The 21,608-nt window shown below is 74.9% G+C and carries 19 protein-coding genes; 9 read left to right on the top strand and 10 right to left on the bottom strand.

Annotated features, from left to right (window positions below; genetic code table 11):
* The first annotated feature begins 9 nt into the window (after positions 1-9).
* The 4 genes from ACIGHB_RS08630 (at position 10) to ACIGHB_RS08615 (ending at position 4,695) form a co-directional block, all read left to right on the top strand.
* Positions 10-666: a DUF5063 domain-containing protein gene (locus ACIGHB_RS08630; RefSeq protein WP_399910753.1), complete on the top strand. Its 657-nt coding sequence runs from the start codon at positions 10-12 to the stop codon at positions 664-666.
* Positions 667-826: 160 nt separating this feature from the next.
* Positions 827-2,095, top strand: a complete 1,269-nt coding sequence (locus ACIGHB_RS08625; protein WP_388876985.1) for an aspartate kinase — start codon at positions 827-829, stop codon at positions 2,093-2,095.
* A gap of 348 nt (positions 2,096-2,443) precedes the next feature.
* The gene (locus ACIGHB_RS08620; RefSeq protein WP_399910750.1) at positions 2,444-3,175 is read left to right on the top strand and encodes a SigE family RNA polymerase sigma factor; all 732 of its coding nucleotides are present in this window, start codon (positions 2,444-2,446) and stop codon (positions 3,173-3,175) included.
* Positions 3,172-4,695: a hypothetical protein gene (locus tag ACIGHB_RS08615; protein ID WP_399910748.1), complete on the top strand. Its 1,524-nt coding sequence runs from the start codon at positions 3,172-3,174 to the stop codon at positions 4,693-4,695. Before ACIGHB_RS08620 ends, ACIGHB_RS08615 begins: the two co-directional genes overlap by 4 nt.
* Before the next feature lie 109 nt (positions 4,696-4,804).
* Here ACIGHB_RS08615 and ACIGHB_RS08610 read toward each other — a convergent pair whose 3' ends face one another.
* The 3 genes from ACIGHB_RS08610 to ACIGHB_RS08600 form a co-directional block, all read right to left on the bottom strand.
* The gene (locus tag ACIGHB_RS08610; RefSeq protein ID WP_360306957.1) at positions 4,805-5,554 is read right to left on the bottom strand and encodes an SURF1 family protein; all 750 of its coding nucleotides are present in this window, start codon (positions 5,552-5,554) and stop codon (positions 4,805-4,807) included.
* Between the two features lie 154 nt (positions 5,555-5,708).
* Positions 5,709-6,011: a DUF6191 domain-containing protein gene (locus tag ACIGHB_RS08605; RefSeq protein WP_399910744.1), complete on the bottom strand. Its 303-nt coding sequence runs from the start codon at positions 6,009-6,011 to the stop codon at positions 5,709-5,711.
* Between the two features lie 74 nt (positions 6,012-6,085).
* Positions 6,086-7,114, bottom strand: a complete 1,029-nt coding sequence (locus ACIGHB_RS08600; protein ID WP_360306951.1) for an Lrp/AsnC family transcriptional regulator — start codon at positions 7,112-7,114, stop codon at positions 6,086-6,088.
* 194 nt (positions 7,115-7,308) lie between these two features.
* On the opposite strand from ACIGHB_RS08600, the gene ACIGHB_RS08595 reads away from it, so the two are divergent.
* The 3 genes from ACIGHB_RS08595 (at position 7,309) to ACIGHB_RS08585 (ending at position 10,199) form a co-directional block, all read left to right on the top strand.
* Positions 7,309-8,697 carry a tetratricopeptide repeat protein gene (locus ACIGHB_RS08595; RefSeq protein ID WP_399910741.1) on the top strand — a complete coding sequence of 463 codons (1,389 nt, stop codon included), beginning with the start codon at positions 7,309-7,311 and terminating at the stop codon, positions 8,695-8,697.
* A gap of 100 nt (positions 8,698-8,797) precedes the next feature.
* Positions 8,798-9,811: a YdcF family protein gene (locus tag ACIGHB_RS08590; RefSeq protein WP_360306945.1), complete on the top strand. Its 1,014-nt coding sequence runs from the start codon at positions 8,798-8,800 to the stop codon at positions 9,809-9,811.
* A 106-nt stretch (positions 9,812-9,917) separates the two neighbouring features.
* Positions 9,918-10,199, top strand: a complete 282-nt coding sequence (locus ACIGHB_RS08585; protein WP_399910738.1) for a hypothetical protein — start codon at positions 9,918-9,920, stop codon at positions 10,197-10,199.
* 113 nt (positions 10,200-10,312) lie between these two features.
* Here the strand turns inward: ACIGHB_RS08585 and ACIGHB_RS08580 are convergent, their stop codons facing one another.
* Positions 10,313-11,509 carry a serine/threonine-protein kinase gene (locus tag ACIGHB_RS08580; RefSeq protein WP_399910735.1) on the bottom strand — a complete coding sequence of 399 codons (1,197 nt, stop codon included), beginning with the start codon at positions 11,507-11,509 and terminating at the stop codon, positions 10,313-10,315.
* A 402-nt stretch (positions 11,510-11,911) separates the two neighbouring features.
* Between ACIGHB_RS08580 and ACIGHB_RS08575 the strand changes: the two genes are divergently transcribed.
* Entirely contained in the window at positions 11,912-12,790 is an 879-nt protein-coding gene (locus ACIGHB_RS08575; RefSeq protein WP_360306936.1) for a glycosyltransferase family 2 protein, read from the top strand.
* Positions 12,791-12,816: 26 nt separating this feature from the next.
* On the opposite strand, the gene ACIGHB_RS08570 is transcribed toward ACIGHB_RS08575, so the two are convergent.
* The 4 genes from ACIGHB_RS08570 to ACIGHB_RS08555 all read right to left on the bottom strand — a co-directional run bounded on the left by ACIGHB_RS08570 (position 12,817) and on the right by ACIGHB_RS08555 (position 17,106).
* Positions 12,817-13,569: an alpha/beta fold hydrolase gene (locus tag ACIGHB_RS08570; RefSeq protein ID WP_399911619.1), complete on the bottom strand. Its 753-nt coding sequence runs from the start codon at positions 13,567-13,569 to the stop codon at positions 12,817-12,819.
* A 188-nt stretch (positions 13,570-13,757) separates the two neighbouring features.
* Positions 13,758-15,308, bottom strand: coding sequence for an SPFH domain-containing protein (locus ACIGHB_RS08565; protein ID WP_360306930.1), 1,551 nt, complete (start codon positions 15,306-15,308; stop codon positions 13,758-13,760).
* A 108-nt stretch (positions 15,309-15,416) separates the two neighbouring features.
* Complete coding sequence (locus ACIGHB_RS08560) at positions 15,417-15,920, bottom strand: hypothetical protein (RefSeq protein ID WP_360306927.1); 504 nt, start codon at positions 15,918-15,920, stop codon at positions 15,417-15,419.
* Between the two features lie 127 nt (positions 15,921-16,047).
* The gene (locus tag ACIGHB_RS08555) at positions 16,048-17,106 is read right to left on the bottom strand and encodes a PucR family transcriptional regulator (protein ID WP_399910730.1); all 1,059 of its coding nucleotides are present in this window, start codon (positions 17,104-17,106) and stop codon (positions 16,048-16,050) included.
* A gap of 209 nt (positions 17,107-17,315) precedes the next feature.
* Between ACIGHB_RS08555 and ACIGHB_RS08550 the strand changes: the two genes are divergently transcribed.
* Positions 17,316-17,966, top strand: coding sequence for a response regulator transcription factor (locus ACIGHB_RS08550; protein ID WP_360306921.1), 651 nt, complete (start codon positions 17,316-17,318; stop codon positions 17,964-17,966).
* Here the strand turns inward: ACIGHB_RS08550 and ACIGHB_RS08545 are convergent.
* Together ACIGHB_RS08545 and ACIGHB_RS08540 are read right to left on the bottom strand one after the other, a co-directional pair.
* On the bottom strand, positions 17,935-19,851 hold the full coding sequence (locus tag ACIGHB_RS08545) for an ATP-binding cassette domain-containing protein (RefSeq protein WP_399910727.1): 1,917 nt from the start codon (positions 19,849-19,851) through the stop codon (positions 17,935-17,937). The genes ACIGHB_RS08550 and ACIGHB_RS08545 overlap by 32 nt on opposite strands.
* Positions 19,848-21,560, bottom strand: a complete 1,713-nt coding sequence (locus tag ACIGHB_RS08540) for an ABC transporter ATP-binding protein (protein ID WP_399910724.1) — start codon at positions 21,558-21,560, stop codon at positions 19,848-19,850. The genes ACIGHB_RS08545 and ACIGHB_RS08540 overlap by 4 nt, the downstream gene beginning before the upstream one ends.
* Positions 21,561-21,608: the final 48 nt, after the last annotated feature.

Genomic DNA, 21,608 nt, shown 5'->3' with positions numbered 1-21,608 from the left:
GGCTCCTCGATGTCTGACCCCACGCTCCACTCCATCACGCAGAGCCCCGACGACTTCGCGGTCCAGATCGCGGACTCCGTCGAGAGCTTCATCGTCGCCACGACCGAGGTCGCCAAGGGCGACGAGCCGGACAGCGCGGTGCCCTTCCTGCTCCTGGAGATCTCGCAGCTGCTGCTCGCCGGAGGCCGGCTGGGCGCGCACGAGGACATCGTCCCGGACGAGCGGTACGAGACGGACACGGGCCCGGAGCCGGACGTGGACGACCTGCGGGAGCGGTTCGCCGTGATGCTGGACCCGGTGGACGTCTTCTCCGAGGTCTTCGACCCGTACGAGCCCCGCAAGGCGCCGGTGCCGGCCCGGATCTCGGACAACCTCGCCGACATCGTCACGGACCTGCGGCACGGCCTCGCCCACTACCGGGCGGGACGCACCTCCGAGGCCCTGTGGTGGTGGCAGTTCTCGTACTTCTCCAACTGGGGCCCCACCGCCTCGGCCACCCTCCGCGCCCTCCAGTCGCTGGTCGCGCACGTCCGCCTGGACCAGCCGCTGGCGGCCCTGGACGGGCTCGACACCGACGAGGACCTGACCGAGGACGACCTCGCGGAGGAGGCGGGCCGCGTGATGGTCCAGGAGATCGCCGGGCCGCTGGGGATGAAGGGGCTGTAGGCGGCGCGGGGGCGCGCGGAGGGGCCGTGCCGGTCCCGATGTGATCACTCTCTGGGCACCGCGTCTCAGGATGTGATAGCAGGTCGGCGTTTTTCGGCCGCTCGTTAGACTGAGCCGACCGCAGCGAGAGGCTGCGGCACCGACCGAGCGAGGAGCGCACGTGGGCCTTGTCGTGCAGAAGTACGGAGGCTCCTCCGTTGCCGATGCCGAGGGCATCAAGCGCGTCGCCAAGCGGATCGTGGAAGCCAAGAAGAACGGCCACCAGGTGGTCGTCGTGGTCTCCGCGATGGGCGACACGACGGACGAGCTGATCGATCTCGCCGAGCAGGTGTCTCCGATGCCTGCCGGACGTGAGTTCGACATGCTGCTGACCGCCGGAGAGCGGATCTCCATGGCCCTGCTGGCGATGGCGATCAAAAACCTGGGCCACGAGGCCCAGTCGTTCACCGGCAGCCAGGCGGGTGTCATCACCGACTCGGTCCACAACAAAGCGCGCATCATCGATGTCACGCCGGGCCGGATCCGCACCGCCCTCGACGAGGGCAACATCGCCATCGTCGCGGGCTTCCAGGGCGTGTCCCAGGACGAGAAGGACATCACCACGCTGGGCCGCGGCGGCTCGGACACCACGGCCGTGGCGCTCGCCGCCGCGCTCGACGCCGAGGTCTGCGAGATCTACACCGACGTCGACGGCGTCTTCACCGCCGACCCGCGCGTGGTGAAGAAGGCGAAGAAGATCGACTGGATCTCCTTCGAGGACATGCTGGAGCTCGCCGCCTCCGGCTCCAAGGTGCTGCTGCACCGCTGCGTCGAGTACGCACGCCGCTACAACATCCCGATCCACGTCCGCTCGTCCTTCTCCGGACTCCAGGGCACGTGGGTCAGCAACGAACCGACAGGGGACAAGGTGGAGCAGGCCATCATCTCCGGTGTCGCCCACGACACCTCCGAGGCGAAGATCACCGTGGTCGGCGTGCCGGACAAGCCGGGCGAGGCCGCGGCCATCTTCCGGGCCGTCGCGGACGCCGAGATCAACATCGACATGATCGTGCAGAACGTGTCGGCGGCCTCCACCGGTCTCACCGACATCTCCTTCACCCTCCCCAAGGCCGAGGGCCGCAAGGCCATCGACGCCCTGGAGAAGGCGAAGGCCGCGATCGGCTTCGAATCGCTCCGCTACGACGACCAGATCGGCAAGATCTCCCTCGTCGGCGCCGGCATGAAGACCAACCCGGGCGTGACCGCGGACTTCTTCCGCGCCCTGTCCGACGCCGGCGTGAACATCGAGCTCATCTCGACCTCCGAGATCCGCATCTCGGTCGTCACCCGCGCCGACGACGTGAACGAGGCCGTGCGCGCCGTCCACACCGCCTTCGGCCTGGACAGCGACTCGGACGAGGCCGTCGTCTACGGCGGCACCGGGCGCTGACCCCGCCCCCCGCGTCCCACCGACCGCGCCCGGCCGCTCCCCAGCGGCCGGGCGCGGTCGTCGCATCCGATTGCGGTGACTTCGTGGGATCTGTGAACATCCTGTGAGCAATTCGGCCGAGGAACCCCCTTGAACTGCGGTGATGTGGTGTCGGACGATGCTCTTCCCCCTTGCTGCAACTCGTAGTTGGGCGGGTCGCGTCTCCGCGTTCACCCACGAACGTGGCGCGGAGCATGCGCGGAAACGGGGCAAAGGGGGAGAACGGTTACGCATGAGGATGATCAGCTCACCGCTGAGAACAGCGGTGTCCGCGTACAACCATCCCGGGGGAACACGCGTCCAACAGGCGTGGCAGACGTACTCGACATCCCTGCGATCTCCCCGCTCCGGGCGGTTCGCGCGGCCGTGCTCCCCCTGCGGGCGCCCGGCGCCGTCCCCGCGCCCGGACGCGACGTCGCGGCCCGCCCGCTCGGACGTCCGCGCCCTCTCGACGGGGCCGCGGTGACCACCGTCGTGCCCACCGAGTCCCGCGCGAGCGGAGTCAGCGGCATCCCCGCGCCGCGCAAGGCCGCCGATCCCGCCGTCACCGGCACCACCGTCGACCACCTCACCGAGACGTACCGCGCCCACTACCGGTCGCTGCTCGGCCTCGCGGCCCTCCTCCTCGACGACACCGCCTCCTGCGAGGACGTCGTCCAGGAGGCGTTCATCCGCGTCCACTCGGCCCGCCGGCGCGTCCGCGAGCCCGAGAAGACGCTCGCCTACCTGCGCCAGACCGTGGTCAACCTCTCCCGGTCCGCGCTGCGCCGCCGCATCCTCGGCCTCAAGCTGCTCTCCAAGCCGATGCCCGACATGGCCAGCGCGGAGGAGGGGGCGTACGACCAGCTGGAGCGCGACGCCCTCATCACCGCGATGAAGGGCCTCCAGCGCCGCCAGCGCGAGGTCCTCGTCCTGCGCTACTTCGCCGACATGACGGAGGCCCAGGTCGCCGAGACCCTCGGGATCTCGCTCGGCTCGGTGAAGGCGTACGGCTCCCGGGGCATCGCCGCCCTGCGCGTCGTCATGGAGGCCAAGGCATGAGCGCGGAGCGGGACCAGGGCGGACACCGGGACACGCGGGACGAGCGGGATACGCCGGACGCGCGGGACGAGCGGGATGCGCGGGACGAGCGGAGCGCGCCGGACGAGGGGAGCGAGCCGAACGAGCAGGACGGCCGGGACGAGCCGGACGGCCGGGACGAGTCGGACGGTCAGGACGAGTCGAGCGAGCCGGACGGCCGCGGCGAACTGAACGAGCCGGACGGCCTCGGCGAGCCGAACGAGCAGGACGAGCGGAACGGTCGTGGTGAGGGCGAGGAGCGCCACGACCCCCATGAACGCGGCGGACGCGCCCCCGAGCAGGGCCGCGCCGCCCGTGACGACCTGAGTGGACGACTGATGATGGACTTCGAGCCCGCACCCGGCGAGGACGACGGGGCGGACGAGCTCGCGCTGCGGCGGCTGCTCCACGGCGCCGTCTCGGGGCTCGAACCGTCCACCGAGGCCCTCGACCACCTCCGCCGCGCCGTCCCCGCCCGCCGCGCCCGCAAGCGGCAGGCGCTCGTCGGCGCCGCCGCCGCGGCGGTCCTCATCGGCACCGCCGTCCCGGCCCTCGTCCACGTCGCCGGCTCCCCGGGCGTCACCGCCGCCAACCCCGCCCTCGCCGGCCACGGCGAGCAGGCGCAGGGCGGCACCGGCGCCGAGGCCGAGAGCCCGGCCACCACCAAGGCGCCCTCCGTCAAGGTGTCGCCCACCACCGGCCCCACCAAGGGAGCCACCAAGGGCACCGGGCGCCCCGACCCCAAGGGCACCCCGACCGCCTCGGGCTCCGCCGTCGACCCCGGGACCGCGCCCAGCTGCGGCCGCGGCACGCTCCAGTCGGCCGGCGCGTACAACAGCGGCCCCGACGCCACCGGCGTCGTCTACGGCGGCTTCACGATCGTCAACGCCTCCGACGCGCCCTGCGTCGTCGACGGCGACGGCCTGGTCGGCGTCTCGACGACCGGCTCCGCCGACCCGAGCCGGATCGGCGTCGTCCGGCACAGCGACGGCGACCCGGCGACCGGCCTGCCCGCCCCCTCGGCGGAGTCCGCCTCGGTGCTGCTGCGGCCCGGCGACTCGTACCAGGTGAAGTTCGCCTGGGTGCCGAGCGGGAGCTGCCCGACCCAGGGCCCGGTCGTCCCCTCGACGGAGCCCACGCCCACCGAGCCGACGCCGACCCCGACGGAGCCCACGCCCACGCCCACCGAGCCGACGCCGACCGCGACGGAGCCCTCTCCCACGCCCTCCGACGGCGGCGGGGGCACCACCCCGGGCGGCGCCGACGCCGGCGGCGGCACCGGCACCGGCGGCGGTACCGGCTCCGGCGACGGCTCGGGTTCGGGAACGGGGACCGAGTCCGGCGTCGACTCCGGTGTCACCACCCAGCTCGTGCGCGCCGAGCCGCTGCAGGGCGGCGTCGTCGTCAGCCACACCGCGGAGCCCGGCGACCCCACCGTCACCACGGTGCTCTCCGGCGCCTGCGCGGGCACGGTCTACCGGACCGGGCTGCTCAACGGCTGAGGACGGCGAAGGGGCCGGGGAGAGATCCCCGGCCCCTTCGCCGTGTCGTGTTCGTGCTCGGTCTTGTAGGCGCCGCCCGTGGCCGTCTCCGGGCCCGTGGGGCCGTCGGTCAGGGGCCGGACAGGCCCAGCGCCTCGTCCCGGGCCGCCTCCGCCTCGCGGCGCACCAGCCGGAACCACATGAAGACCACGAAGCCGGCGAAGACGAACCACTCCGCCGTGTAGCCGAGGTTCTGGAACGCCTTCGCGTCCAGGCCCGTGCCCGCCGCCGCGGCGGCCGGCACCGGCGTCAGACCTGCAGGCGAGTCGGTGAGCGTGACCCACGCGTCGTACACGTCGTCGGTCACCACGTTCACCAGCGAGGCCGCGCTGATCATGCCCAGCTGCCCCTCGGGCAGCCCGCCGGCCGCCCGCACGCCCTTCGTGCCCTGGTTCTCCGACGCCTGGAGCGCGCCCACGGCCGTGACCTCGCCGGACGGCGGCGCCGGGGCCTCCGCGCCCGCCGGGAGCCAGCCCCGGACGACGGGCAGCGACCGCCCCTCGTCCGTGCGCAGCAGCGTCAGCACGTACGAGCCCCGCTTGCCGTCCAGCTCGCGCTCCGGCACCAGGAACTGCTTCCCGTACCGGCCGGTGGCCTCGGCGACGCGGCCGGAGGTCTCCTTGTCCACCGGCAGCAGCGCCGCCAGCGGCTCGGCCCGCTGGACGCTCGCGTCGGGCTTCCGCTCCGCCTCCTGGTGGGAGTCGACGCGATCCTCGAACTTGCCCAGCTGCCAGGTCCCCATGAACACGCAGACGGGGATGGCCAGCAGGACGAAGACATTGATCCCCCACCAGCGGGGGGTCCTCAGGAACCGGTACACGCCCCCCACGGTACGGGGACGGTCCCGGCGCCCCGCCAGGAGGGCACCCGAACCCCGCCCCGGCAGGAGGGGCACCCGAATCCCGCCCCGGCAGGAGGGGCATCCGAATCCCGGCCTCGCAAGGAGGGCACCCGAATCCGGCGGCGCGCGCTCCTCAGGACTCCGCGTCCGGCCGTCCCAGCCGGATCACCGCGCGGCCGCCCGCCAGATCCACCGTGGTCCGGCGCGGCGGCGCCCCGTCCTCCTGGTCGTCACGGAGCAGCAGGGCGCTCTGCCGCTCCTTCAGCTCGCTCTGCTTGCCCGGCGAGAAGGTGGCGTGCAGCTGCTCGAAACCGGTCGAGGAGACCGTGCCCCGGCGCTTCCCGCGCCCGGTCATGCGCAGGAACTGGTCGGCGAAGGCGACCGCGGTCAGCAGGATGACCAGACCGGGCAGCGTCACGAACACGGCGAACTCCATGCCCCCAGGACACCACGGCGCACGGACGGCCGGAAGGGCCTGACCCGGGAGGAGCGCGGGGCCCGTGTCCCGGGTCAGGGCTCCGGGCGGACGTGGTGCAGCCGGTGCCCGTCCGCGCCGAGCACCTGCGCCCCGATCTTGTACGTGCGCATGCTGACCGCCGTCCCCGTGATCCGCAGCGCAGGGGCGGCCCGGACCAGCCCCGCCGTGATCTCGTGCAGCTCCTCGACCGAGCCCAGCCACATCGCCACCACCAGGTTGTGCGGCCCGGTCACCGAGGTGATCACCTGGGTGCGGCGCACCCGGGTCAGCGCGGCCACCGTCGCCGGCTCGTCCAGCGGCGCCACCTGCGCCGTCACCATCGCCCACACCGGGCGCCCGGAGAAACGGGGCGCCGGCTGGCAGTGGTGGTGGAGCGCGCCGCCCGCCGCCAGGACGTCCAGCCTGCGCCGTACCGTCGACTCGCTGGTGCCGCACTGCCGGGCCAGCTCGGCGGCGGTCCTGCGGGCGTCCCCGGCCAGCTCCGCGACGAGCCGCCGGTCCAGCTCCGTCACCTGGGGTGCCACGCGCGCGCGTGCCGGGTCCCGCCGCTCCAGGGCGGTGACCTCGGTGAGCAGCCGTGCCTGGGCGGGGGTGAGGTGTTCGACGCGGGAGCGGTAGGGGCGGTTGTGCATCCGGGTGACGACCTGGGTGCGGGCCCGGAGCACGCCCGGCAGCCGGCGTACCCGTCCGGTGACGTAGGCGTCGAGGGCCGGCAGGTCCGGCGCGATCAGCAGGAGCACCAGGTCGGCGCCGCCGGTCACCGCGTGCACGCCGAGGGTGCCGGGGTCGCCGGACAGCTCGATCGCCGTCGCCTCGGTGCTGTCGGCGCTGCACTCCAGCTCGACCCAGGCGTACAGGGCGGACTCGGCGCCGCGCCGGGCGATGAGGAGCGAGGTCCAGGCGTAGCCGCCGGCGGTGAGGTGCTCCCAGCGGCGCGCGAGGGTGTCGGGTCCGGTCCCGAGGACGGTGGAGAGCTGGGTCCAGCTGGCCCGCGGGAGTATCTGGAGCGCGTGGATCAGCGACATGTCCGCCTCTCCCAGGACGGATTCCCCGGTACGCATTTCCCTCCTTGGCCGATCCCCGGAAAACCGTGGTCATGGCTCCGGAGGCACCCCAGGATGTGGACCAGGGCATATGCATTCAAGCCGCCGCGACGCAGGATGGCCATGAATTCGGCCAGAAGTCACCGTCGCGACCAGGGCGGCCGGACCATATCCATCGAAACGGGGCGCACGGGATGGAGAGCATGGGGCGGGTGGCGGGAGAGCCGCCGGAGCACGAGGTGTTGTGGGGCGAGCCGGTCGGCGCCGCCCAGCTCGCCGCCGCCGAGGAGGGCTACGCGGGGGCGGGGCCGGCCGAACGGCTGCTCTGGGAGCGGCTGTCGGTCTTCGAGGGCGCCTTCGACCGGCGGGCGGTCGAGGAGGTGTGCGGGTACGGGGCGCTGGCCGCCGTCGACGTCGGCACCGTCCTGGACCGGCTCGCGCCGCGGGCGCTGCTGCCGGTGGACGACCTGTTCGACGGGGAGGACGGCGGGCCGCGCCACTGGATGCCGCACGCGATGCGGGCGGTCGGCGCCCGCAGGCTCACCGCCCGCGGCGACCGTCCGGTCGTGGTCCTGCACCACCGGAGGTGGTGCGTGAAGGTCGCCCGGCGGGCCGCCGAGTGGTGGCAGCGGGGCCGCCAGCTGGACGCCCGCGACCTGGCGCTGCGCGAACTCCCCGACCTGGCCGCCGCGATGGACCCGACGACGGCGGAGCCGGCCCCCGGCGACGACGCGGGCGCGGCCCTGGAGATCGCCGTCTCGCTGTGGTTCCTGTGGGTCGGCTGCGGGCGGGCCGCCGAGGGGCGGACCCGGCTGCGGCACGTCCTCTCGCTGCACCCGGGCCCGCCGTCGGCCCGGGCGCTGTGGCTCGCCGCCTTCCTGGAGCTGGAGTCGGGCCGTGTGGAGGACGCCGACCCACTGCTGGTGATGGCGTGGGCGAGCGCGGTACGGGACGGCGACGAGCGGTGCCTGGGGCTGCTGGCCCATCTGCGCGGCGCGATCGCCCTGTACCAGGGCCGCACCCGGGCGGCGGCGGACGAGTTCCGGGAGGCGCTGGCGCAGATCGGGGACGTGCCCGAGTTTGGCCCGACCCGGGAGGCGTGCTGGGCGTCGCTGGCGCTCTGCTTCAGCCGCACCGACCCGGAGGCCGCGCAGGAGGCCCTGGACCAGCTGGAGCTGGACGGGGCGGGGCGGCGCACCTGGGCGGGCCGGGACCTCTTCGCCGACGCCTGGGCGGACCACGCCCGCGCCGAACTCCTCGCCTGGGACGGGGAGCGGGTCCGGGCCGCCGAGCACGCCCGCCGGGCCCTGCGCGAGCACCTGCGGCTCGGCTCCGCCGTCGGCGCCGCCTGCGCGGCCGAACTCCTCGCCCGGATCCGGCTGCTCGACGGCCGGCCCGACCGCGCCGCCCATCTCCTCGGCGCCGTCGACCTGTTGCGCACCTCCGTGTTCGACACCTCCTACCGGCCGGCCCGGTACTGCTCGGTGGGGCGGGCCCGCAGCGACGCGGCGCTGAACGCGCTGCTCGACGACCCGGAACTGCGGGAGGCGTACGAAGAGGGCGCCCGCAAGGGCCTGTTCGCGCTCTCCCGGGAGCGCTGACTCACCCGGGAGGGGTGGGGACGGTCCGGCCACCGGGGAGTTGTCCACAGCTTCGTCCGGGAGTCTGCTGCGGCGTCCTGCGGATGCCTACGATGACGCCATGATCGCTTTCGCGGTGTCCGCCCTGTTCCTCCTCCTCTTCGGGGTCGGTGTGCTGCGCGACCGCCGCCGCTTCGGGAACGCGGTGTACCTCGGTCTCGCCGTCACCTTCCTCGGCCTCGGCCTGCTCACGGCCGTCGACGACCTGCCGCACGGCCTCACCGAGACCGTCCTCGTCCTCCTGCTGCTCGTCCTCTGCCTGGGCCCGCTGGTCCTCGCCGGGCTGCTCTGCGCCAACGGCGTGAAGATGGTCCGCAAGGAGGGCAGAAGCCCGGCCAACCTGCTGTCGCTCCTCGCCGGCCTCGGCATATTCGGCGTGCTCGGGCTGACGGCGGTCGCGGTCCTCGCCCGCTCCCGCGTCCTCGGCGTCATCGCCGTCACCCTGCTCCTCGTCCTCGGATACGTCTCCTTCCTCTTCCTCTGCTTCGTGGGATACGCGTTCCTGTACGGCCGGATGCGACTGCGCCGGGACGCCGGCTTCGTGGTGGTGCTGGGCTCCGGGCTGATCGGCGGCCGGCGGGTGCCGCCGCTGCTCGCGAGCCGGCTCGACCGGGGGCGGGAGGTGTACGAGCGGCTGGCCGGGCGCGGCGGGCGGGTGCCGCCGCTCCTGGTCACCTCCGGGGGCCAGGGCCCGGACGAGGAGCTGCCGGAGTCCCACGCCATGGCCGCGTACCTGGTGGAGCGGGGCTTCCCGGAGGACCGGATCGTCCGCGAGGACCGCTCCCGCAACACGGAGGAGAACCTGCTGTTCAGCAAGGAGCTGATGGAGGCGGAGCGGCCGGGCGCCGGCTGCGTGATCGTCACCAACAACTTCCACGCCTTCCGGGCCGCGCTGATGGCGAGGAAGGCGGGGGTGGACGGTCAGGTGGTGGGCTCGCCGACCGCCGCGTACTTCTGGCCGAGCGCCACCATCCGCGAGTTCGCGGCGGTCTTCCTGGAGTACCGGGCGGTCAACCTGACGGTCTGCGCCGTGCTGCTCGGCATCGGCTGTCTGGGGCTCGTCGCGGCGGGGTGACGGCGGGTTCCGGAGGGCGGGCCGGGCCCGGTGTCCCTACCCTGGAGGGACGGAGGTGTCCGAGGGCGTCGGTGGCGGCGCCCGGAGCCGCCGCGGAGGTGACCCCATGAGGCGACGCCACCACTTCCACATCGACTACCGGGGCCATTCGGTCTCGGCGACCGTGGAGACCGGGCTGCGGCCCTTGGTCGAGGTCCTGGTCGACGGCAAGGAGACCGGGCACATGGCGGCCCGGGAGGACCGCCCGGTGGCCGTCCCGATCGAGCTGCCGACGGACCCGCCGACACCGGCGACGGTACGCGCCACCGTCGGCCCCGGCGTACCCCGCTGCCTCCTCCTCGCCGAGGGCGACCCCGACCCGCACGTGATGGCGCCCCGGCTGTACTGACGGGGGTCGGGGCGGCCGGTGTCGGGAGGGGCGGTTCGGTGCCGCGGCGGGCCGGGCGATGCCGGGTCGTGCCGGGGCGGGGCGTGCGGGTTGTGCCGCGGGCCGGGCCGGGCTCAGGAGAGCCAGGCCATGCCGATGAAGAGGAAGACGACGAAGGCGAGCACCCCGGCGACGGCGGCCGTCTTGCGGGGCCGGCGACGGGACAGCTCGGCGAGCGCGCCCCCGGTCGACCCGGCGCTCCCGGCCCGCTCGGGCGCCCGCCGCCGGGCCCCGCCCACCGGCGCGGCCCCGGCCGTCGGCGCCGCCATCGGCCCGGAGGAGGGGAGGGGGGAACGAGGGGAGGGGAAGGCGGAGAGGGAGGGAGGGGTGGGGGAGGGGGAGGGGGCGGGGCCCCGGGAGGCGGGCATGGCGGCCTGCGAGGACACCGGCGCGCTGTGCCCCGCCGTGTGGCCGGGCGGAGTGTGGGCGGGCAGGGCGTGGCCGGGCGGAGTGTGGCCGGGCGAGGTGGGGACGGCCCCGGGCATGGCCGCGGCCGCGGGCCGGGGGGCGTACTCCCGCCAGGCGCCGGAGCCGAACCAGTCGGCGATGGCCTGCGCCGGCGGGCGCTGCTCGGGCTGCTTGGCCAGCAGGCTCAGCAGATACGCCTCGAAGGCGGGGGTGAGGACGACCCCGAGCCGGCTCGGCGGGGTCGGCGCGCTGTCGATGTGCTGGTACAGCAGGGCGGTCGCCGTGTCCGCGCGGAAGGGCGGGTGGCCGGTGAGCAGCTGGTAGAGGACGCAGCCCAGCGAGTACACGTCGGAGGCGGGCGACGCGGGCTTGCCGAGCGCCCGCTCCGGGGCCAGGTAGAGGCCGGTGCCGACGATCTGCCCGGTCGTGGTGAGGCCGGCCGAGGGGTCGTCGACGAAGCGGGCGATGCCGAAGTCGGCCAGTTTGACCGTGCCCTCGGCGTCCATGAGGAGGTTGCCGGGCTTGATGTCGCGGTGGACCACGCCCTGCCGGTGGGCGGCGGCGAGACCGGCGGCGGCGTGCGCGGCGACCACGGCGACCCGCTCGGCGGGCAGGACCAGGGGATGGGAGGGGGAGGAAGCGAGGCTGTCGCCCTCGACCAGCTCCATCACCAGGAAGAGCTTGCCGTCCCAGGTGCCGAAGTCGAAGACGCCGACGACGTGCGGGTGGCTCAGCCGGGCCGCGGTCTGCGCCTCCAGGCGGAAGCGGTCGGCCCCCGAGGGGTCGGTGGACTGCGCCAGCATCAGTTTGACGGCGACGGCCCGGCCCAGGACCTCGTCGGTGGCCTGCCACACCTCACCCATGCCGCCACGGCCGATACACCCGTGAAGCCGATATCGGTCCGCGACCAGCACCAGGAGACGCCCTTTCGACAATCGATCACTTGACGGCAGAGGACCAGGGTAGAGCCGTGGCCCGAGCGTCCTCGCCGCGCTCCCCCCGAACCGGAACCACGGCGGAACCACCGCCGTACGCACGGACGTCCGGAAGGGGCCCGGGGGTTCCGCCGGCGGCGGTTCCTGATCGTTCCGCCCCGCGCGGCGGGGCCCGGACCGCCCCCGGCCGCCCCCGTTTCCCGGCCCCGGTTCTCGCGGGGTTCCTTCCGGGTTCCGTCCGGGTTCCCGGAGGGTGAACAATGGGTGCCGTGGGGCCGGCGGGAGCCGGCCGTACGCGAGACCCGACCCCGATCTGGAACGGAGTGGACCGTGGCGCGACCGCGAGTGGGCGTGGCGGTACTGACGATGGGCACCCGCCCCGCCGAGCTGGGCGCGCTGCTCGACTCGGTGGCGAAGCAGGACGAGCCCGCCGCCCGGATCGTCGTGGTCGGCAACGGCACCGGTTCGCTGCCCGCGCTTCCCGACGGCGTCACCGGTGTGGAGCTGCCCGAGAACCGCGGGGTCACCGGCGGCCGGAACGTGGCCATCGACACCCTCCGTTCCTTCGGCGACGTGGACGTCCTGGTGGACCTGGACGACGACGGCCTGCTGATCGACACGGACGTCTTCCGCCGCCTGGCGGACCTGTACGAGGCCGAGCCGAAGCTCGGCGTCGTCTCGTTCCGGATCGCCGACGAGACGGGCGAGACCCAGCGCCGGCACGTCCCCCGGCTCGGTGCGAAGGACCCGATGCGCGGCGGCGAGGTCACCACCTTCCTCGGCGGCGGCCACGGCCTGTCGATGCCGATGCTCGACCGGATCGGCGGCTGGCCCGAGGACTTCTTCTTCGCGCACGAGGAGACGGACCTGGCCTGGCGGGCGCTCGACGCCGGCTGGCGGATCCGGTACGCGCCCGAGCTGCTGCTCCAGCACCCGAAGACCAGCCCGGCGCGGCACGACGTCTACTACCGGATGACCGCCCGCAACCGCGTGTGGCTGGCGAAGCGGAACCTGCCGGCCCCGCTGGTCCCGCTCTACCTGGTGGTCTGGGTCCTGCTCACGGTCGCCCGCACCCGTTCGGTGCGCGGCCTGCGTTCCTGGTTCGCCGGGTTCGCGGAGGGCCTGCGGGCCCCGGCGGGGCCGCGCCGCCCGATGCGCTGGTCGACCGTGCTGCGCATGACGAAACTGGGCCGCCCGCCGATCATCTGACGCCGCCGATCATCTGACGCCGCAGGTCACCTGGCGCCGCCGGACCGCCGGCCGCCGGTCGGCACGTCCTCCGGCGCCGCCGTCAGGAACCCCTCGACCGCGTCCGCCCAGCCCTCCGGGTCCTCCCAGAACGGCAGGTGTCCGGTGGCGAGTTCGACGGTCCTGGCGTCCGGGACGGCGGCGGCGAGCGCGCGTTGCCGGGCGGGGGAGACGAGCGGGTCCTCGGCGGTGACGACGACGAGCGCGGGCACCGCGAGCCGCCCCAGGTCCTCCCGTACGTCGATCCGCCCGGCGAGCTCCAGATGGGCCGGGGTTCCGGCGGGCGGGGCGGGCGCGAGCATCAGCATGGCCCGCAGCCGGGCCGGGGCGGTCCGCTCCAGAAACGTCTCTCCCAGCCCGGTCAGCGCCAGGTGCTCGGCGAGCAGCCGGTGCCGGCCGCTCTCGTACAGTCCCCGCCAGAGCGAGAGGCCCAGCCGCATCCGGTGGTCGGGGTGGGCGAAGGGCGCGGTCAGGACCAGGCCGTCGACCCGCTCCGGGTGCCGGACCGCGAGCCGTACGGCCAGCGGGGCGCCCATCGAGTACCCGCAGACGGTGAGGGTCCCGGCCCCGGCGGCGTCGGCGGCCACGAACCCGTCGACGACCTCGTCGACCCCGAGCCCCTCCCGCTCCGGCAACTCCCCGCGTACGCAAGGGATTCGATCGCCGATCCGCCGCGTGAGCCCGCCGAAGTGGGTCTCGGCGCTTCCCCCGGCTCCATGGATCAGCAGCAGCCCCGCCACCACGCCGAACCCCCCGTTCCTTCACACGACTTGGCCCCGCCCCTGCCTATCACGGCGGGAGCGGGGCCGGGGCCGGACGGCGGCCCGAAGCAGCCACCGGGGCCGGCGACCGGCGGCGACCCGAACAGCCACCGGGGGCCGACGACCGGCGGCGGCCCGAATCAGCCACCGGGGGCCGGCCGGCCTGGCTAGTCGGTGATTTCGACCTTCCCGTGCGTGCCGTTGACCGGCGCGGAGCCCGCCGCCGTGCCGTTCGCGGGCGCGGCGGGAACCACCTTGGCCGTGAAGCCCTGGAGGAGCGCGGAGAGGTCGACTCCCGTGGTGGAGCTGAGGAGTTCCATGCCCTGGGCGACGTTGTCCGCGACCGCGCGGGGCAGCTTGCCGGCGCCGTCGGTGGAGATGACCGTCATCTTGTCGACGGCGGCGAGCGGCTCCGCCGCCTTGGCGACGACCTGCGGCAGGACCTCGACCAGCATCTGGAGGACGGCCGCGTCGCCGTACCGCTCGAACGCGTCGGCCCGCTTGTGCATGGCCTCCGCCTCGGCGGCGCCCTTGGCCGCGATGGCGCCGGCCTCCGCGTCGCCCTCCAGGCGTACGGCCTCCGCGATGGCGGCGCGCCGGGCCCGCTCGGCCTCGCCGCGCTTGGCGCCCTCGATGGCCTCGGCCTCGGCCAGGGCCTGGCGGCGCTGCTTCTCGCCCTCACCGGTGAGCCGGGACCGCTCGGCCTCGGCCTCGGCCGCCGCGATGGCCGCCATCCGCTCGGCCTCCGCCTGCTTCACGCGGGCGGTGCGCTGCGCCTCGGCCTGCTGCTCGGCCTCGTACCGCTTGGCGTCGGCGGGCTTGCGGACCTGGGTGTCGAGCTGACGGTCGGTCAGGGCGGCCTGCCGGGCGGCGACCTTCTCCTGCTCGGTGAGGATGTCCTGCTGGCGGGCGGCCTCGGCGAGCGGGCCGGCGGCGTTGGCCTGGGCGGCGGCCTCGTCGGTCTGCGCCTTGATCTCGGCCTGCTTCAGGTACAGGGTCCGCTGGGCGACCGCGATCTCCTCCTCGGCCTTCAGCCGGGCCTGTTCGGCGGCGCGCCGGGCCTCGGCCTCGGCGATGTCGGCCTCCTGCTTGGCGCGGGCGGCCTCGGGCCGGCCGAGGTCCTCCAGGTAGGAGCCCTCGGTGGTGATGTCCTGGATCTGGAAGGCGTCGAGGACGAGGCCCTGCCCGGAGAGGCTGGCCTCGGCCTCCTCGGCGACCTGCCCGGCGAAGGCGGCGCGGTCGCGGATGATGTCCTCGACGGACATCCGGCCGACGATGGACCGCAGCGCGCCGGACAGCACCTCCTGGGTGAAGCCGACGATGCCGTCCTGCTGCATCAGGAAGCGCTGGGCGGCGGCGCGGATGGAGTCCTCGGTGCCGCCGACCTTGACGATGGCGACGCCTTCGAGGTTGGCCTTCACGCCGCGCAGGGTGACGGCGCCGCGGACGGCGATGGGGATGTGCCGGCTGGAGAGGTCGAGGGTGAACTTCTGCTGCACGAACGGTACGACGAAGACCCCGCCGCCGACCACGACCTTCTGGCCGCTGTTGTCCGTGTAGACGCGGCCGGTCGCCGGATCGGTGGCCTTCTGGCCGCGCCGGCCGGTGATGATGAACGCCTCGCTGGGGCCCGCGACCTTGTAGCGGGTGACGACGGCGAGGGCGAGCAGGACGACGAGGACGACGATGCCCACCACTGCGGTGAGGACAGGGCTCATGACGAAACCCCCTTCGATCGGGTACGGCGGAGAGGACGGCGGGAGAAGCCACCGGGGAAGGGCGGGAGAGAGCGGAGGGACGGCAGGGGGACCCAGGCGCGCCGACGGTCAGCGTTCGACCGGGCGCACATGGACGGAGGTCGCCGAGAGGATCGACTCGACCCACACCTCGGTGCCGCGCGGCACCGGCTCGGACGCCTTCGCCGCGTACTTCACGGGCTGGCCGCCCAGGTACAGCAGCACCTCGCCGTAGCCGTCCGCCGGGACGGCGGTGACCACCGATCCGGAGCTGCCGGCCAGGTCCTCGCCACGCGGCGCGGGCGCGGTCGTGTCGCGGAGCAGTGCCCGGCTGAACCGCCAGGTCACCCACCCCACGCCCACCCCCGCGACCACGCCCGCGCCGGTGGCGATCCCGGCCCCCGTTCCGGTCGTGCCGAGCACGACCGCCCCCGTGAGGCCGAGCGCCGAGAGGAACCCGGCGACCACCGGCAGCGACAGGAGCCCGTCCAGCCCCCCGAGGCCGTCGAAGAGTCCTTCCAGGACCCCGTCGAAGACCAGGCTCAGGACGAGCAGGAGCAGACCGCCGATGCCGAGACCGAGAAACCAGACCATGTCCCCGCTCCTTCGGTCGCCGTGTCCTGCCGCCGTCCAGAGGATCGTTTCACCGCGAGGGCCGCACGCGCATTGCCGGGATCCGGCAATCTTTACGCGTTCTTGATGCCGTAAGGAAACGGACGGCTCACAGCTGCTCGTCCGGCCAGCCGAGCAGCCGGGCGCCGATCGCGGCGGTCTGCAGCGTGTACCGCTGGGTGGGGTCCCCGGGATCGGCGCCGGTGAGCCGGTGGATCCGGTCGAGCCGGTACGTGACGGCCCGCACGCTCAGCGCCAGCCGGCGGGCCGTCTCCGCGGTGACGCACCCGGCGTCGAAGTAGGCGTGCAGGGTGTCGAGCAGCGGGCGCGCGCCGCCCCGGGCGGCGGTGAGCGGCCCGAGCACTGTCCTGACGAGGTCGGCCATGGCCTGCCGGTCCCGCCCGAGGACGGGATAGACCAGCAGGTCGGCGGCGTACAGCACCGGGCCTTCGAGCCCGACGCGGTCGGCGAGGTCGAGGGCGCCGAGCGCCTCCTCGTACGAGTGGACGACCCCGCCGGCGCCCGGGTGCGGTCGCCCGACGGCGACCAGACTGCCCTCGGCCGCGGCGTACGCCTGCTTGGCGAAGTGCGCGAGGACCTCGGGTTCGTCGGCCGGGGCGACGCAGATCAGCCGCCCGTCCTTGGTGGTGAGCAGGATCCGCCGGGTGGGGAAGCGGGCCAGCAGCGAGGACTCGATGCTCCGCGAGACGGGATAGCCGTCCCCGAACGGCTCCGGCGCCTGCGCCACCGCCACCGCGTGCGCGTGCGAGAGCAGCAGCCCGAACCGCTCGGCCCGCTCCGCCAGCCGCCCCAGATCGCTCCGCCCGTACAGCAGGTCGTCGATGAACTCCCGCCGTGCTGCCTCCTCCTGACGAACCGCCAGAGCCTGGGCCCGCTCGTGGCCTTCGGCGAACGCGTCGACGGCCTGCTCGACGGCGCCGAGCAGCAGGTCCGGATCGACCCCGCGCACCTCGCGGGCGGCGGCCAGATGCGCCCGTACGAGCACCCGCAGCCCGATCCCCGCCTCGGCGGCCCGCTCCCCCCGCTCCCGCAGCCCCTCCAGCTCCTCCCGCCTCAGCCGCCGCCCGGTCGCGCAGACCCCGGCCAGGATCCCGGCGTACCCGTCGAGATACGCCCCGTACCCCTCGTACGCGCTCTGCTCCGTCACGGCCCCCCGCCTCCCTCGACTCCTCCTCGCCCCCAAGCCTCCCACCCCGCCCCACCCCCACGGCACACCGGACCGGGCCCCTGGACCGGGGCCCGCCGCGCACCGGATCGGGTCCGGTACGGAACTCGCGGCGGCGTCCGGGGCGTTGAGCCGTTCGGCGGCACCGGTCGCCGGGGCGGACGCAGAGCGTGGGGGACGGGGGCGAGGGCGTGCTGGGACGAAGAGCCGACGAGAACGGGTCCGGGTCGGGTGCGCCGATACGGGTGCTGCTGGCCGAGGACGCCCCCCTGATCCTCCAGGCGCTGACGGCGCTGCTCTCCCAGGAACCCGACATCGACATCGTGGAGGCCGTGGACCACGGCGACCTCATCGTGCCCGCCGCGCTGCGCACCCAGCCGGACGTGGCCGTCCTCGACATCGACCTGCCCGGCACGGACGGGATCACCGCCGCGCTGGACCTCCAGACCAGGCTGCCCGCCTGCCGGACCCTGCTGCTGACCAGCGTGGCGCGGCCGGAGCACGTGCGCCGGGCGCTGGCGGCCAAGGTGTTCGGGTTCATCCGCAAGGACGCGCCGACCTCACGGCTCGCCGAGGACATCCGGCAGGTGGCCCAGGGCCGGCGGGTGCTCGACCCCGAGCTGGCGATCACCGCCGCCTCGGCGGGGGACAACCCGCTGACCCCGCGGGAGGTCGCGGTGCTGCGGCTGACCGCGCGGGGCGAGTCGACCAGGGACGTGGCGGCGCAGCTCTACATCTCGGTCGGGACGGTCCGCAACCACCTGGCGTCCGTGGTGGCCAAGACGCAGGCGCGCAGCCGGGTCGACGCGGTCAGGATCGCGACCGAGGCGGGGTGGCTCTGACCGCTTCGCCGGCCTCCGTCCCGTCGTCGTGGGCAGGGGGCTCGTCCTCGCTCCAGTGGCCCACCAGGTCGCGGTAGAGCGGGGAGCGCTCCAGGACCTCCCGGTGGGTGCCGCTCACCACCCGGCCGCCGTCCATGACCAGGACGCGCCGGGCGCGGAGCGCGGAGCTGATCCGGTGGGCGATCACGACCAGCGTCCCGGGGCGGTGGGTGAACGCCTCCTCGGCCCGCGCCTCGGCCTCCGGGTCGAGGTGGCAGGTTGCCTCGTCGAGCAGGACCAGCGGTGCCGGGGAGAGGAACGCGCGCGCGAGCGCGATCTGCTGTCGTTCGCCGGCGGAGAGGGCGGCGGGATCGAGGTCCGCGCCGATCCCGCCGAGCCGCCCGACCAGCGGTCCCGCCCCGACCGCGTCGACGGCCGCTATCACCTCCCGCGGGGAGGCGTCGGGCCGCAGATAGCGCAGGTTCTCCATGAGCGCGCCCGAGAACACGTACGCCTCCTGCGGGACGAGCACCCGCGCGGCGGCCAGTCCGGCCGGGGAGAGGCCGGCGGGCGCGGCGCCGCCGACGCGGACCCGGCCCGCGTCCGGCGCGAGGACACCGCCGATCAGGGCGGACAGCGTCGACTTCCCGATGCCGCTCGGGCCGACCACGGCGAGATGGTCCCCTTCCTCCAGCACCAGGTCGAGTCCCTGGACGACCGGCTCCGCCCGGGCGCCGTACCGGAAGGACACCCCGCTCAGCTCGACGGCGCGGGCGGCGGCCGTCCCGGGCCCTGGGCACGGCGCGCCCGGCACGGGACCGTCCGGTGTCCCCGCGCTTCGTCCGGCCGCGCCAGGCACGGGACCGTCCTGCGTTCCCGCCCCTCGTCCGGCCGCGCCCGGCAGCGCCTCCGGTGCCTCGGGCGCGGGCGATGTCTCCCGGATGCGGCGCAGGGCGACGGCCAGTCGCAGGCCGCTGCCGCCGAGGCCCTGGACGAGCGAGCGGACGGCGGGCTGGAGGCCGGCGGTCACGTAGGTCGCCGCTCCCAGCACCGCGCCGGTCGTCAGTCCGCCCGCGCGCAGGCCGGGCGCGGCGGCGAGGAGCAGCAGCAGGGGGAGCCAGCCCGCCACGGCGAGGCACAGGACGCGGACCGGCAGGAGGGCGGCGAGGCGGTGGGCGGCGGCCTCCTGGGCGTCGACGTGCGCCATCAGCTCCGCCCGTACGCCGTCCTCCGCGCCGCACGCCACGATGTCCCGGGCGGCCGCGTGGGCGGTGGCCGCCGCCTCCGCGACGCGTTCGTCCGCGACGATGACGTCTCGTTGAGCCGAGGCCATCCGGCGGAGCAGCAGGAGGAACAGCCCGAGCCCGGCCAGGAACGGGGGCACGACGAGGAGCAGGGCCGCCGGTGCGAGGAACACCATGCCGAACAGCGCCCCGCCCACGGTGAGGAGGAATCCGCGCACGACCATCAGCACGCCCGCGTACGCCTCGCGCACCATCTCGACCTGGAGGGTGAGCCGGGCGATCCCCGAGGCGTCGACGGACCGGCCCGACACGGCCCGGTGCAGGGAGCTCTCGGTGACCTGGCGCACCAGGTCGTCCCGGAAGGGTTCGACCGCGTCGGCGAGGAGCGGGTACGCCTGCCGTGTCCCCCACGCGCCGACGAAGACGCCGGCCCCCAGCACGGCGAGCCAGCCCAGGCCGCCCACGGGGTTTCCGGCGGCGAAGCCGTGATCGACCGCCCGCGCCACCAGGTGTCCGGAGAGCAGGGCGGGGACCGCCTCCACCAGGGACCACAGGATCAGCCCGGCCACCAGCCCGGGGCGCGCGGTGAGCGGGGCGACGAGGAGCGGGAGCAGCGCCTCCCGGGGCGTCCCGGGGCGCGCTCCGCGAGGACGCTTCCTCATGACCGCACCTCGCTCGCGGGGGCGCCGAACACCCGCCGGTACTCCGGTTCCGTGCGCCAGAGTTCGCGGTGCGGGCCGACGCGGCGCACCCGGCCGCCGTCGAGCCACGCGACGGTGTCCGCGCGGGCCGCGGTCGTCGCGCGATGGGCGACGACGATCCGGGTACGGTCCTTCAGGCCCTCGGTGATCACCGTCGCGACGCGGTGCTCGGTCACCGTGTCCAGGCTGGAGGTGGCGTCGTCGAGGACGAGCAGTCGCCCGGAGTGCGCGAACGCCCTGGCGAGGCCGAGGCGCTGCACCTCGCCCCCGGACAGGGCGGCGGTCGGCAGCGGGGTCAGGTAGCCGTCGGGGAGGCGGCGGACGAAGCCGTCCGCGTCGGCGGCGCGCGCCGCGAGCACGGTCCCGGTGTCCGGCGCCCCGGGCGCCGCCGCTCCGGTGCCGCGGGCGATCGCGTCGCCCAGTGTCCCGCCGAAGAGCACCGGGCGGGCGAAGGCGTGGCCGACAGCGCCCCGCAGGCCGGGGCGGTCGAGCTGCCGGAGCGGTACGCCGTCGAGGAGGACCGTTCCGGCGTCGGGGTCCGTCAGCCGGCCGGCGACGGCGGCGAGCAGGGTCTTGCCGGAGCCCGACCGGCCCACGACCGCCAGGCACGTCCCTCCGGGAACGGTCAGGTCGACGCCGTCCAGGACCGTCCGGCCCCCGACGGCCACCCGCACGCCCCGCAGCTCCAGCCGCCCGGGACCCGGCTCCGGCGCCCGGTCGCCGTACGCCATCACGGGCTGCTCCAGGAAGCCGCGGACCCGTTCGGCCGCGGCCCGGGCCCGCGCCAGCCTCCCCAGGAGCATGGTCGTCATGCCGAGACCGCTCCCGATGGCCACGTACTGCGCGGCGGCCAGCATCTCGCCGACGGTGATCCGTCCGGCGGCGAGGGCGAAGCCCGCCACCGACAGGACCGCGAGCTCCAGGAGCGGGGTGATCACGGCGGATCGTCCGGCCACCTGCGTCTGGGCCTGCCAGGTGGCGCGGCCCAGCCGGCCGAGCTCGGGCAGGGCGCGCAGCACCCTGCGTACCTCGTGCTCGGCCGTGCCGGCGGCGGCGATGGTACGGCGGCCCGCGAGGGCCTCCAGGAGGCCCGTCGCCAGCCGTCCCTGCGTCTCCAGGTAGCGGCCGGACACGTCGGAGATGCGCCGGGTGAAGGCCCGCAGGAGGAGGACGACGGCGGGGAAGCCGAGGAGGAAGGTGCCGGCGAGCCGGGGGTCGATGAGCCACAGGGCGACGACGCTGCCGACGGCCGGCACGGCCGCCAGCGCGGCCCGTACGAGCACCGCGGCGACACCGCCCGCCTCGCCCGTCGCGCCGACCAGCCGGCTCACCGAGTCCCCTGTGGCCGTACGGGCGTGCCGTCCGGCGGCGGTCCAGGAGAGGAGCGGGGGGAGCATCGAACGGCGCAGCCGGGCCGTGCCGCGCGCGGCGGCGATCCCGCCGGCCCGCTCGAACAGCGCGTCGGCGAGGACCATCGCACCGACGGCGGCGGCGCAGCCGGCCGTCCAGCCGCCGACGCCGCCCTCGGTGAGGGCGGCGTCCAGGGTCTTGCCGAGGAGGGCGGGGAAGAGGATCTGTCCGGCGGTGGAGACAAGTGCCGCGACGAGCAGTACAACAGTCCAGACACCGCCGTCCCGGGTGGTCCGCAGCAGCAGTCGGTTCGTGGTCAAGGCTCTGCTCCGCTCCCTGGACGCGGTCCGGTGGGCAGCCGGACGGAA

It is taken from the genome of Streptomyces sp. NPDC085460 (genome assembly GCF_044541975.1).
Taxonomy (GTDB): Bacteria; Actinomycetota; Actinomycetes; order Streptomycetales; family Streptomycetaceae; genus Streptomyces.
Note: the sequence above shows the minus strand (reverse complement) of the source record. Positions and strands in the feature narration are given on the sequence as shown.